Below are 13017 nucleotides of genomic sequence, written 5' to 3' on the forward strand. Positions count from 1 at the left end.
AGAGTGGGAGGACTACTACAACTACCATCGCCCCCACGGCGGCCTCGGCGGCCAGACACCCTACGAACGACTACGCCAGAAAACCCAGACCCGGCCGTAATCGATGACCGTCAGTCGCACACGAAATACAGTGGGGCGGGCGGGGCTCGAACCCGCGACCAACGGATTATGAGTCCGCGGCTCTAACCAACTGAGCTACCGCCCCGGCGCGGCACGCGGCAACCATGGTGCCATGCCGCTCGATCGAAGAATATTTCAGCTGGCACCTCACGTCGTTCGCGCGACGCCCTCTGCTTGCTGAGCCAGCGCCACCGCTAGGCGCCTATAGGACGACTTCAGCGAGTTCTCGATTCCGGGGATGCGCGATGAGCACGTCACTGTCCGGATGATGCGGCTGCGAAACTTACTACCGCTGAGGGATCCCAGACCAGGCTCGACTATCAACGATGCGAGGAAATCCAGTGTCCGAAACCAAGCTCACCGTCATCTACGACAACCCTACCGACCCCGCTTCCTTCGAAGCCGCCTATGAATCCGAGCAACTGGAAGCCGCTCGGCGGATACCGGGATATCTGCGGCTCGAGGCGTCAAAGGTCTGGCCCAAAGAAGATGGGAGTCCGACGCCCGCGTACCGCTCGATTGACCTCTATTACCCGACTTACGATGCCGTCAGTGTGGCGGTGACGACGCCGGAGGCAGGCGAGTTCTTCGCCGCGATGGCGCGGCTCGCGACCGGGGACGTACGGGTACTGGTCTCCGACATCGAGGTGGCGCAGCATTGATCTCAAGCACGGCTAGCATGCCACTTTGGCGGTTTGGCCGGCGATGACATCGTCCCAGGCATCGAGCCGCGAGAGAAAGAACGCCTCGGCCTCATCGAAGGTGATCTCCGGGTTTGGGCCGATCAGACCGGCGACATCCTGGTATACACGCGCGGCCTCCGGGTCGGCGAATTCCCATTGGCCGAGCGGCCATTCGGTGGTGAGGTAGCCCGCGTCGGAGTATTCCTGGTATAGCGGCGTCCCCGGATACGCAAGGATCCGGCCTAAGAACTTAAAGGCGTTCGTATACTTCGTCGCCCGCAACAGGCGTGCCGTGTCGCGTAGCTCATCTGGCCGCACCGTGGGGTGAAACATGATGGTCCCTGGAATAACATCGATCCCCAACTGCTGCAAGGCATTAACCGTGTCCGCGGGATCCTGTCCACGGGTCAGAATCTGCTTGCGGTAGGCGCGCAGTTGATCGTATGACCCGGTCTCCAGGCCGATGAACACACGACGCAAACCCGCTGTGTGAAGGTGTTTGTACAAGTCCAGATCGACAACGGAGTCCAGACGGATATCGATCATAAAATTGACGTCGACCCCACGACTGAGCATTGCGTTAGCAAAATCAGCCGCGCGTTGCTGTGAACTGGGGTGCTTGGACACGAATAGGTCATCGCTGATGAAGACGAAATCAGTGTTGAAGTCCGACACCAGATACTCGATCTCGTCGACAACCGAGTCAATTGACTTGGCCCGGTAGCTGTCACGGCCAAACATGGCCGACATAGCTCCAGTGCCACAAAATGTGCAGCGGTAAGGGCATCCGCGGGTGGAAAAGACGGATGCGGCGAAGCCATCTGCCAGAACGGTAGGCAACTCGTCGCGACACGGACGAGGCAACTCGTCGAGGTCGACGAGCGAGGCGGGCTTGTAGACAATCTGTCCGTGCTCATTGCGGCGAGCCACCCCCGGGACATCATCAATCGCAGCATCATTGGCCACCGCCAAAGCCAGCTTGGTGAATGCGACCTCGCCGTCTCCAACGACGACGTAGTCGAAGCAGTCATGCTGGCGCAGTAGGCGCTCGTAGTTCAATGTTGCGATCGCATTCCCTATCGCGATCCGCACGCCTGCCCAGGTGTCTCGCGCCCGCTGCGCTAGCCAGAGCACCTCGGGAAACGTATCGATCGACGAAAAGCCGATCAGTCGCGGCGTTCCAGAGGAACGAGCGGCGCTCCGCATGGCCGCCCACGTCTCCTCGACGCACGTGTGGCCAGCCACCAATCCGTTAACGCTTGTGACTTCGAGCCCCTGAGCCTCGGCGTAAGCCTTGATCGACATCAACCCGAGATGCTCCATCGGCATGGACGAATACAACCGCGGATCACCAAGTTTCTGTTCGCCAACGTACGAGCGCCCGTATGCGCGGACGCCGGGAGGATTGACAAGAAGAATGGTCACAGCGGTACTCCCTTGCATGAAATCAGCTATTGATGCGCGGAAACCGTTGTCGGCCAACAACATTGTCATTCCCTCACGGATCAAAATCGTATCCGCTCAGGTCCTTGCTGGATTGCCTGCTATCACCCGATACCCGCTACCGGCTGTCGGCCATCCAGCGTTAGTACGTTCGGCTGAATTTCATGTCCGCCGTTTGGGGGACGTTTGAATAAACGTCCAGCACGCCATGAAGGGAAAGCTACATTATTTCGAGGTGCCACAGCGCCGAAAAATTGATACGCACCGCCGTCAGCTGAACACCGTCTGACCATCGACATCAAGCAGGTAGCGCTCGGTGCCACTCTCAACCCGGGGCGCATCGGCTTTCAGGGACACCGCGACCTTATTGCTGGCATTACGCATGATGTCGAGGGTGATCTCGACGGCCTCGGCCTCGGAGAACCGGGCGCGCACCTCGGCGACGACGTCGGCGTCGAGGTGCGCCGGCGTCCAAATTAGCGCATCTACGTACCGCAGCGCTGCTTTTGCGCGCTCGTCGATCAACGTCGAGCTCTCGAACTGCGCAATGTCGTCGTAGAGCGTCTCCGAACCCCCTGCATCCAGGGCCCTGCCCTCGCGCACCGACTTGCACAGCCGGCAGTTGTGCGCAGCCGCGCCACGCAGCCGCACCAGCTCGGAGGTCACCGGGTCAAGCACACGCATCGCACCCACGGCGGGCAGGAAGTCGTTGAACACCACATCCGAGGGCTCCGACGCGTGATCCCACTCGATCGGCCCACGCGCCCAGCCCAGATACTGCTCACCGACACCGAGGGCTTCCAGCCCGCCCCGCACCCGCGGCAACAGGTCGGCAATATAGGTCGCCACCACGACACTGAACGTGCTGTCCCCCAACGACTTAAACAGCCGAGACCGCTGGTCGTCGGTGATGGCGGAAACGTCGGCACTGAATTGCTCAGCGAACTCGGCCGCGACGATCTCGGCCTCCGACGCGGGTTCGTCCGCCTCAACCTCGACAGGCAACGGCTGCAGCGACATCGTCTGCGCACACACCCGCCGCACCAAACCCACCAGCCGACCGTCACCCGGGGAGCCCGGAGACAGGGCCACCAACCGCGTCAGCAGGTCTTCTCGAACCGAAACCGGAGCCGCCATTCCAGATACGTTACGACTACTGCGCCTGGCTCACCGAGGACATATGGAAATCGGGGATCCGCAGCGTCGGCATCGCCGCCCGGGTGGCCCAATCGCCCCACTCCCGCGGCAGGGTCTTCTCGCTGACGCCGGCCTCGGTGGCACGGCGCAGCAGGTCCAGCGGGCTCTCGTTGAACCGGAAGTTGTTGACCGCCGCGGTGACCTCACCGTCCTCGATCAGGTACACCCCGTCGCGGGTCAACCCGGTGAGCAACAGCGTGGTGGGATCGACCTCGCGGATGTACCACAGCGTGGTCAGCAGCAGCCCGCGCTCAGTGCCCGCGATCATGTCGGCCAGGTCGTTGGACCCGCCGGTCATCACCAGGTTGTCGGCCGCGACGGCCACGGGAGCGTCGAACTTCGCGGCGATAGCCCGCGGATAGGCCAGGGCGTTGACCACCCCGTCGCGAATCCAGTCGACCTGGCTGATCTCCATCCCGTTGTCGAACACCGACACGGTCTCCGAGGAGCTGCTTGCCGTGACGAACGGCGTACACAACAGTCCCGGCGCCATCGGGTCGGAGAACAGCGACAACGGCAAATCGGTGAGCCGCTCCCCCACCCGGGTTCCGCCGCCGGGCGCCGAGAATGCGGTGCGCCCCTCCTGCGCGCCCCGGCCGGCCATCGACCAGCCCAGGTAGATCATCATGTCGGCCACCGTCGACGGCGGCATGATTGTCTCGTAACGCCCCGCCGGCAGCTCGACGGTGCGCTCCGCCCAGCCCAGCCGCATCGACAGGTCTTCGAGCAGCGAATCGGTGGGCACCTCAACGAAATTGGGTGTGCCGATACCGGCCCATGCGCTGGCATCGCCACTCTTGCCGTTGATCTCCACCGTGCCCGTGGGCTGCGTGAAGCGCCTTCGCAGACCCGTCGACGACGCCAGGAATGTCGTCGAAACACTGTGTCGCGCAAAGCCGTACAACCGGTCGGCGCCCTGAAAGCCCCGACTCAACGAACCGGCGACGTCGGCGAACACCTCGGCCCCGGTGCCCGGCACCGGCGCATCCCAATCGGCGGGCACCCCGGTATCGGCGAGCAGCGGTGCAGCATCGCCGGCCTCCGGCGCGGACCCGGCCGCTTCCTGCGAGGCCGCCACCAGACCCGGGATCACCCGCGGATCCACTTCGGCGGACACGACGGTACCGATGAATGCGCTCGTACCCTTGCGCACAATCGAAATGACTGTGATGCTGCGGCTCACCGAAACGCCGTTGGTGGTCATCGAATTGCCCGCCCACCGCAACGTCGCCTCGACCTTGTCGGTGACCAGCACCATGGTCTCGTCGGCGCGGCCCAGCTTCGCCGCCTCGTCCAAGACGAGGTTGACGACGTGCTGCGCGGTGATCATCGGCCGCCCTCGGTCCGGGTGTTGAGTACGTTGACGCCGCGGAACAACGCCGACGGGCAGCCGTGACTGACCGCGGCGACCTGCCCGGGCTGGGCCTTGCCGCAGTTGAACGCACCGCCCAACCGCCACGTCGACGGCCCGCCCACGGCTTCCATCGAATTCCAGAAGTCGGTGGTGGTGGCCTGATAGGCCACGTCGCGCAACTGGCCGTCCAGGTGGCCGTCGCGAATCCGGAAGAAGCGCTGTCCGGTGAACTGAAAGTTGTAGCGCTGCATGTCGATTGACCAGGATTTGTCGCCGACGATGTAGATGCCGTTCTCGACCCGGCCGATCAGATCATCGGTGGACAGATCGTCGGTGCCGGGGTGCAGCGACACGTTGGCCATCCGCTGGATCGGCACGTGATGCGGCGAGTCGGCGTACGAGCAACCATTGGAGCGTGGCTGTCCCAGCCGGGGCGCGAACACCCGGTCGAGCTGGTAGCCGACAAAGATGCCGTCACGCACCAGGTCCCAGCTTTGCGCGGCAACGCCCTCGTCGTCGTAACCGACAGTGGCCAAACCGTATTCGACGGTGCGGTCAGCGGTCACGTTCATCACCGGCGAGCCGTAGCGCATGCTGCCGAGTTTGTCCGGGGTGGCGAACGACGTTCCGGCGTAGGCGGCCTCGTAGCCGATCGCGCGGTCGTATTCGGTTGCGTGGCCGATGGACTCGTGAATGGTCAGCCACAAGTTGCTGGGATCGATCACCAAGTCGGTGGGGCCCGGGCTCACACTCGGCGACTTCACCTTCTCCGCCAGCAGCGCAGGTAGCTGTGCGAGCTCGTCGGTCCAGTTCCACACCTCGTCGCCGACCAATGCCTCCCAGCCGCGCCCCATCGGCGGCACCAGGGTGCGCATCGAGTCGAAACTGCCCGCCGCCGCGTCGACGGTCACCGCCTCCACCGACGGCATCACCCGCACCCGCTGCTGGGTGATCGCCGACCCGAACGTGTCGGCGTAGAACGTCTGCTCCTTGACCGCGGTCAGGCCTGCCGAGACGTGGTCGATGCCGTCGGCGCTCAGCAGCCGCCCGGAGTACTCCTCGAGCACGCCGATCTTGTCCGCCGCGGGGACCTCGAACGGGTCGATCCGGTAGTTCGACACCCAGGTGGCGTCGGCGTACACCGGCTCGGGCGCCAGCTCGACGCGCTCGGAGTTCAGCACCGCCAGCGTGGTGGCCACATGCACGGCGCGACGCGCGGTGTCGGCCGCGATCGATGGCGCCAGCTCGGCGTGCGACGCGAATCCCCAGGTGCCATCGACAATGACCCGCACCGCCAGGCCGACCTCACGGCTGATCACCGAGGTCTCGAGCTCACCGTCGCGCAGTTGGATGATCTCGGTGTTGATGCGGTGAATTCGCAGGTCCGCGTAGCTGGCCCCGGCCGTGGTTGCCGCCGACAAGGCGGCCTCGGCGAGCTCGTGTCGCGGCAGGCCCAGGAAGTCGGCATCGATCCCCCGATTCGGTGTCACGGCTCCACCGTAACGACAGTGCTCTCCAAACACCTGCAGGCCCGCTTTAATTAGCTGCATGCCCAGCCCAGCAAGCAGCAGTAAGGCGCGATCCACCGCGCTGGCCTACGGGCTGCTGGCGCCCAGTCTGTTCGGTGTTGTCACCTTCTTGCTGCTGCCCATCCTGGTGGTGATCTGGCTCAGCCTGTACCGGTGGGATCTGCTGGGTCCGCTGCGCTTTGTGGGCCTGGACAACTGGCGCTCGGTGCTGGCCGACTCCGACTTCGGCAATTCACTGATCGTCACGGCGATCTTCGTCGCGATCGTGGTTCCGACGCAGACCGTGCTGGGACTGGCGGCCGCGTCCATGCTGGCTCGCCTGCTGCCGGGGACCGGCTTTTTCCGCACCGTGTTTGTGCTGCCGTGGATTTGTGCGCCACTGGCGATCGCCGTGTTGTGGCGCTGGATCCTGGCTCCCACCGACGGCGCGATCGCGACGCTGCTGGGGCACAGCATCGACTGGCTGTCGGATCCCACGTTCGCGCTGCCACTAGTGTCGGCGGTCGTCATCTGGATGAATGTGGGCTATAACTCGTTGTCCTTTCTGGCCGGTCTGCTTGCCATTCCGAACGAGATCCACGCCGCCGCGCGCACCGACGGCGCCAATGCCTGGCAACGGTTCTGGCGCATCACGCTGCCGATGCTGCGCCCTACGATGTTTTTCGTGCTGGTAACTGGGATCGTCAGCACCGCCCAGGTTTTCGACACCGTGTACGCCTTGACCGACGGCGGGCCGGGCGGCAGCACCGACCTGGTGGCCCACCGCATCTACGCGGAGGCGTTCGGTTCGGCGGCCATCGGCCGGGCATCGGTAATGGCGGTGGTGCTGTTTGTGATCTTGGTCGCCATCACCATCGTTCAGCATCTGTACTTCCGGCGGCGAATCACCTATGACCTCGTCTAGCCGCGTCGCGAACGCGACAATCTACACCGGTCTGGCGGTCGGTGCGCTGATCACGTTGCTGCCCTTCGCGCTTGGCCTACTGACGTCGTTCACCTCGGCACAGCAGTTCGCGACGGGTACGCCGCTGCAACTGCCACACCCGCCCACCCTGTCCAACTACGGCGACCTGGCCGGTGCCGGGTTCGGCCGCGCGGCCGCGGTGACGGCGTTGATGACGGCGGTCATCCTGGTGGGCCAAATGACCTTCTCGGTGCTGGCGGGCTACGCGTTTGCCCGCCTGGACTTCGCCGGCCGCGACGCATTGTTCTGGGTCTACATCGCGACATTGATGGTGCCCGGGACGGTCACCGTGGTGCCGATGTATCTGATGATGGCCGAGGCTGGGCTGCGCAACACGTTCTGGGCGTTGGTGCTGCCGTTCATGTTCGGCTCCCCGTACGCGATCTTCTTGCTGCGCGAGCATTTTCGCCAGATCCCCAACGACTTGATCAATGCCGCGCGCCTCGACGGCGCCAACACCCTGGACGTGATCGCGCATGTGGTCGTTCCGTCCAGCCGGCCGGTGCTGGCGACGCTGACGCTGATCACCGTGGTTTCGCAATGGAACAACTTCATGTGGCCGTTAGTGATCACCAGCGGTCACAAGTGGCGGGTGCTCACCGTGGCGACGGCCGAACTGCAGTCCCGCTTCAACTCGCAATGGACGTTGGTGATGGCGGCGACCACGATCGCGATCGTTCCGCTGGCCCTGCTTTTCATCGCATCCCAGCGACACATCGTCGCCTCGATCGTCCTCTCGGGTGTCAAGTGAGCCGGCCCCGTTCTTCCACACTGGCCGCCGGTGCGCTGGGATTGGTCGCGGTGCTGTTGGCCACGATCGCCGTGCTGCTCAACTACTCCGGCGAACCGCATGGCAACAAAATCGTGGTGCGGGTACGGGTTTGGGACGTTCCAATCGCCGAGGCCTACCGGGAGTCGTTCGCGGCGTTTCACCGTACGCATCCCGACATCGAGGTGCGCGTCGATCTGGTGGCCTACTCGACGTACTTCAACGCGCTGCGCACCGACGTCGCGGGCGGCAGCGCCGACGACATCTTCTGGCTTTCCAACGCCTACCTCGCCGGCTACGCCGACAATGGCCGACTACTGGACGTCCGCAAAACCCTGAGGCCCGAAGAGATTTCGGATTGGGAACCGGCGGTGGTGGACCAGTTCACCCGCAACGGAACGCTGTGGGGAGTGCCGCAGCTGACCGACGCCGGCATCGCCGTGTACTACAACGCCGATCTCCTCTCCGTCGCCGGCATCGACCACACGCAGCTGGACTCGCTACGCTGGGACCCCAACGGCGACGACACGTTGCGCCCGCTCGCGGCCCGGCTCACCGTCGACGTCAATGGAAATACCGCGGGCACAGCGGGTTTCGATCCCGGCCGGATTCGACAGTGGGGCTACAATGCTGCCAACGACGCGCAGGCGATCTACCTCAACTACATCGGCTCGGCGGGCGGCGTGTTCCAGCGTGGCGACGAGTTCGCGTTTGACAACCCCCGCGCGGCGGCGGCCTTCCGCTACCTGGTCGGTCTGATCAACGACGACCACGTCGCGCCACCGGCGTCGGACACCAACGGCAACGGCGACTTCTCCCACAACCAGTTCCTGGCCGGCCGGATGGCGCTGTTCCAGTCCGGCACCTACAACCTGGCGTCGATAGCCCGCGATGCCCGATTCCGCTGGGGCGTCGCGATGCTGCCTATCGGTCCCGCGGGCCGGATCAGCGTCACCAACGGCATTGCCGCAGCTGGAAATTCGGCCACCAAGCATCCCGACGCGGTGCGTCAGGTATTGGCATGGATGGGCAGCAATGAGGGCAATGCCTATCTGGGTGCGCAGGGCGCGGCGATCCCGGCGGTGCTCTCAGCCCAGCAGGTCTACTTCAATTACTGGGCGGAGCGCGGCGTCGATGTCACACCCTTCTTCGCCGTCCTGGAGGGCCCGCGCATCCCGGCCCCGGGCGGCGCCGGCTTCGCCGCGGGAAACACGGCACTGCAAGGCTATTTCGACGAGATGTTCCTTGGCCGCGGCGATATCGCGACCACGCTCAGGCAGGCGCAGGCCACGGCCAATGCGGCCGCTCGCCGTTAATCGGTGTTGTTGAGTGCGCTGTGGTGACGGCTCCACACGAAGTAGAAGATCAGCGCGAGCAAGATCCAGCCGCTGAACGCGATCCAGGTGTACCAGTGCAGACTGAGGAGGATGTACCCGCAGGCCAACACCGAAAGCACCGGTGTCACAGGGTAACCGGGCACCTTGAATGCGCGCGGCAGGTCCGGCTCGCGCACCCGCAGGATGATCACCCCGATCGCGACGACGATGAATGCGGTGAGCGTGCCGACGGACACCATGTCCGCCAGCTTGTCGAGCGGGACGAATCCAGCCAACGTCCCGGCGGCAATCGCGACGATGACCGTGTTGCTCACCGGGGTCATCGTGCGCGGGTTCACCGACGCGAATCGCGTTGGTAGCAGCCCGTCGCGACCCATCGCGAACAGGATGCGGGTCTGACCGTACATCGTGATCAGCGTGACGGTGAAGATCGAGATCACCGCACCCACGCACAGAATCGTGCTGGCCCAGCCGTGGTGCGTCACTTTGTCGAGGATGGTGGCTAGCCCGGCATCCTCCTGCCCGGCGAAGTCCTGCCACGGCTGACTACCCAGCGCGGCCAACGCGACGAGCACGTAGACGGCAGTTACGATCGCCAGCGCCGCGATCAGCGCCCGCGGCATGGTCGTCTGCGGATCCTTCACCTCATCGCCCGCCGTCGACACCGCGTCCAGGCCGATGAACGAGAAGAAGATGGTGCCCGCCGCCGAACCGATGCCCGCCGCACCGAAGGGGGCAAAGTCTTTGAGCTGGTTGGAGTCGAAGGCGCTGAACGCGATGATCACGAACATCGCCAACACCCCCAACTTGATCAGCACCATGATCGCGTTGACCCGCGCCGATTCACTGGCCCCGCGGATCAGCAACAGCGCGCACATAACGATCAGAATGACCGCCGGCAGATTCACGTAGCCGGGGTCGGAATCCCACGGTGCCGCCGATAACTCACGCGGCAGCCGAAATCCAAAAAGATTGTGCAGCAGCTTGTTGACGTAACCGCTCCAACCGACGGAGACGGCGGCCGTGGCCACCCCGTATTCCAGCAGCAGGCACGCCGCCACCGCCATCGCGACGACCTCACCCAACGTGGTGTAGGCGTAGGAGTACGACGAACCCGAAATCGGTACGGCCGAAGCCAACTCGGCATAGCAGATGGCTGCCAAACCGGCCGCGATCCCCGCGATGACAAAGGAGACGATCACGCTGGGTCCGGCTTCCGGCACCGCCTGCGACAGCACGAAGAAGATTCCGGTGCCGATCGTGGAGCCGACCCCGAACATGGTTAGCTCGAATGCGCCGATGCTGCGTTTGAGGTGATCCGCGGCCCCGTACGCAACGGGTGCGCCAACCACCGGGCGGCGCCGCAGCATCTGTTGGATTAGGCTGATCGAGCTAACTGGCAAATCGCCCCCTATCGCTGGATCAGCTGATTATGCCCGCAATACGTCGGCGAACTGGTTGATCGCCCACTCAATCTCCTGCTCGGTGATCACCAGCGGCGGTGCGAACCGCAGCGTCGACCCGTGGGTGTCTTTCACCAGCACACCGCGCCGCGCCAAGCGCAGGCTGATTTCCTTGCCGGTGGCCAGCGTGGGTTCGATATCGACGCCGGCCCACAGGCCTAAGCCGCGCACCGCCAGCACCCCGTCGCCGATCAGGTCCCGCAGCCGCCGGTGCAGGTGAGCGCCCAATTCGGCCGAACGGGCCTGGAATTCGCCGCGCGCCAACATGGACACCACCGTGGTGCCGATCGCGGCGGCCAACGGGTTGCCGCCGAACGTCGAGCCGTGCTCGCCCGGATGCAGCACGCCGAGAATGTCGCGGTCCGCGACGACGGCCGACAGCGGAACCACGCCGCCGCCCAGCGCCTTGCCCAGCAGGTAGACGTCTGGCACCACACCCCAGCGGTCGCAGGCGAACGTGTAGCCGGTGCGTGCGAGTCCCGACTGGATTTCGTCGGCGATCATCAGCACGTTGTTTTCGGTGCACAGCGACCGCACGGCCGGCAGGTAGTCGTCGGGCGGCACGACGATGCCCGCCTCACCCTGGATCGGTTCGAGCAGCACCGCGACCGTGTTCTCGTCGATCGCGCCGGCCAGGGCCGCGGCGTCGCCGAACGGCACCGCACGGAAGCCCGGGGTGAACGGACCGAATCCGCCGCGTGCCGTCGGGTCCGACGAGAAGCTGACGATGCTGATTGTGCGGCCGTGGAAATTGTTCTCGGCCACGACGATGTTGGCGCGGCCCTCGGGGACGCCCTTGACGTCGGCACCCCACTTGCGCGCAACCTTCAGGCCGCTCTCCACCGCTTCGGCGCCCGAGTTCATCGGCAGCACCATGTCTTTACCGCACAACTGCGCAAGCGCAGCGCAGAACGGTCCCAGATTGGCGGCGTGGAATGCCCGGCTGACCAGCGTGACGGTATCGAGTTGAGCATGCGCCGTCGCGGTGATCTCGGGATTGCGGTGGCCGAAGTTCACCGCCGAATACGCGGCCAGACAATCCAGGTAGCGCCGTCCGTCGACGTCGGTGATCCAAGCACCCTCGGCGCTGGCCGCCACCACGGGCAGCGGCGAATAGTTATGCGCTGCATACTCATCGACGAGGGCGATCGCATCCTCGGTTCCGCTGGTGGTCACCGAAGTCTGGTCGTCGAGCATCGTCACGCAAACACCTCCAATGTGCAGCACTTAACTGAGCCGCCCCCCTTGAGCAGCTCGGAAAGATCGACGCCGACCGGCTGGAAGCTCGATTCCCGCAATTGGGCTGCGAAACCCGTTGCGGCGCAAGGGTGTATGACATTCAGGCCGTCTGATACCACGTTGAGGCCCAGCACGTAGGCGTCCGCGCTCCCCACCACGATAGCGTCGGGGAACAATGCGTGCAGCTGATCCTGCGCTGCCGTGCTGAACGCCGGAGGGTAGAACGCGATCGTGTGGTCATCAAGGACGGCGAGCGCGGTGTCGAGGTGGTAGAACCGGGGGTCGACCAGCTCGAGCGAGACCACCGGCATGCGCAGCGCCGTCGAGATCTCGGCATGTGCGCGTCGGTCGGTGCGAAAGCCATAGCCCGCCAACACCATTTCGTCGACCATCAGCAGGTCGCCCTGCCCCTCGTTGACGTACCGGGTGGTGACCGGCCGATAGCCCATCGACGACATCCACTCGCCGTAGGCCGTCGCCTCACCGGCCCGCTGTTCGTAGCGGAATCGCGCGACGATCGCGACGTCGCCGGCAACGAACCCGCCGTTGGCGGCGTACACCATGTCCGGCAGCCCGGGTACAGGCTCGACGAGGTCGACGTGGTGACCGAGTCGCAGGTAGGTCCGCCGAAGGTTTTCCCACTGCGCTAGCGCAACCTCGACGTCGACCGGCGTGCTGACGTCCATCCAGGGGTTGATCGCGTATTCGACCGCGTAGAAAGCCGGCGGCGTCATCGCATACCGACGTGTCTGAGCTGTTCTCGATGGCTTGGGTGCGGCGTCTTGCCATGCTTCACGCCCGGCGCGAGGAGCCGGGTCGGCGACATAGTAATCCGTCATAGTAATCCGTCATAGATCAACTGTATTTGCACGTTTACGTACAATCAAAATTCGAATCTTGTGTGTTTATGCACGATTCA

General features: G+C 64.5%; 12 protein-coding genes and 1 tRNA gene. 5 read left to right on the top strand and 8 right to left on the bottom strand.

Features of this window, described 5'->3' with window-relative positions; translation table 11 throughout:
• On the top strand, positions 1 to 100 hold a 100-nt coding region (locus tag H7K34_RS26870; RefSeq protein WP_372510652.1), incomplete at its 5' end, for an integrase core domain-containing protein.
• A 31-nt stretch (positions 101 to 131) separates the two neighbouring features.
• On the opposite strand, the gene H7K34_RS04665 is transcribed toward H7K34_RS26870, so the two are convergent.
• A tRNA-Ile gene (locus H7K34_RS04665) sits at positions 132 to 205 on the bottom strand.
• A 256-nt stretch (positions 206 to 461) separates the two neighbouring features.
• Here H7K34_RS04665 and H7K34_RS04670 point away from each other — a divergent pair.
• Complete coding sequence (locus H7K34_RS04670) at positions 462 to 782, top strand: EthD family reductase (protein ID WP_264060582.1); 321 nt, start codon at positions 462 to 464, stop codon at positions 780 to 782.
• Positions 783 to 794: 12 nt separating this feature from the next.
• Here the strand turns inward: H7K34_RS04670 and H7K34_RS04675 are convergent, their stop codons facing one another.
• The 4 genes from H7K34_RS04675 to H7K34_RS04690 all read right to left on the bottom strand — a co-directional run bounded on the left by H7K34_RS04675 (position 795) and on the right by H7K34_RS04690 (position 6287).
• A complete protein-coding gene (locus H7K34_RS04675) occupies positions 795 to 2291 on the bottom strand; it encodes a B12-binding domain-containing radical SAM protein (RefSeq protein WP_264060587.1) in 1497 nt (498 codons plus the stop codon).
• Positions 2292 to 2516: 225 nt separating this feature from the next.
• Positions 2517 to 3383 (bottom strand): carboxymuconolactone decarboxylase family protein, encoded by an 867-nt coding sequence (locus H7K34_RS04680; RefSeq protein WP_264060591.1) that lies wholly within the window; start codon positions 3381 to 3383, stop codon positions 2517 to 2519.
• A 16-nt stretch (positions 3384 to 3399) separates the two neighbouring features.
• Positions 3400 to 4773: a TldD/PmbA family protein gene (locus tag H7K34_RS04685; protein ID WP_264060593.1), complete on the bottom strand. Its 1374-nt coding sequence runs from the start codon at positions 4771 to 4773 to the stop codon at positions 3400 to 3402.
• Positions 4770 to 6287, bottom strand: coding sequence for a TldD/PmbA family protein (locus H7K34_RS04690; protein WP_264060595.1), 1518 nt, complete (start codon positions 6285 to 6287; stop codon positions 4770 to 4772). Before H7K34_RS04690 ends, H7K34_RS04685 begins: the two co-directional genes overlap by 4 nt.
• 58 nt (positions 6288 to 6345) lie before the next feature.
• Between H7K34_RS04690 and H7K34_RS04695 the strand changes: the two genes are divergently transcribed.
• From H7K34_RS04695 to H7K34_RS04705, 3 genes are read left to right on the top strand one after another with little or no spacing between them, the layout of a single operon-like run.
• Positions 6346 to 7230, top strand: a complete 885-nt coding sequence (locus H7K34_RS04695; RefSeq protein ID WP_264060597.1) for a carbohydrate ABC transporter permease — start codon at positions 6346 to 6348, stop codon at positions 7228 to 7230.
• The gene (locus H7K34_RS04700; RefSeq protein WP_264060599.1) at positions 7217 to 8041 is read left to right on the top strand and encodes a carbohydrate ABC transporter permease; all 825 of its coding nucleotides are present in this window, start codon (positions 7217 to 7219) and stop codon (positions 8039 to 8041) included. The genes H7K34_RS04695 and H7K34_RS04700 overlap by 14 nt, the downstream gene beginning before the upstream one ends.
• Positions 8038 to 9375 carry an ABC transporter substrate-binding protein gene (locus H7K34_RS04705; protein WP_264060601.1) on the top strand — a complete coding sequence of 446 codons (1338 nt, stop codon included), beginning with the start codon at positions 8038 to 8040 and terminating at the stop codon, positions 9373 to 9375. The genes H7K34_RS04700 and H7K34_RS04705 overlap by 4 nt, the downstream gene beginning before the upstream one ends.
• Here H7K34_RS04705 and H7K34_RS04710 read toward each other — a convergent pair.
• From H7K34_RS04710 to ddaH, 3 genes are read right to left on the bottom strand one after another with little or no spacing between them, the layout of a single operon-like run.
• Entirely contained in the window at positions 9372 to 10799 is a 1428-nt protein-coding gene (locus H7K34_RS04710; RefSeq protein ID WP_264060603.1) for an amino acid permease, read from the bottom strand. The two genes, H7K34_RS04705 and H7K34_RS04710, sit on opposite strands and share 4 nt — an antisense overlap.
• Positions 10800 to 10826: 27 nt before the next feature.
• On the bottom strand, positions 10827 to 12062 hold the full coding sequence (gene rocD, locus H7K34_RS04715) for an ornithine--oxo-acid transaminase (RefSeq protein WP_308205433.1): 1236 nt from the start codon (positions 12060 to 12062) through the stop codon (positions 10827 to 10829).
• On the bottom strand, positions 12059 to 12937 hold the full coding sequence (gene ddaH, locus H7K34_RS04720; RefSeq protein ID WP_264060605.1) for a dimethylargininase: 879 nt from the start codon (positions 12935 to 12937) through the stop codon (positions 12059 to 12061). Before ddaH ends, rocD begins: the two co-directional genes overlap by 4 nt.
• Positions 12938 to 13017 lie beyond the last annotated feature (80 nt).

The sequence above is a fragment of the Mycobacterium montefiorense genome (assembly GCF_025823255.1).
Classification (GTDB): Bacteria; Actinomycetota; Actinomycetes; order Mycobacteriales; family Mycobacteriaceae; genus Mycobacterium; species Mycobacterium montefiorense.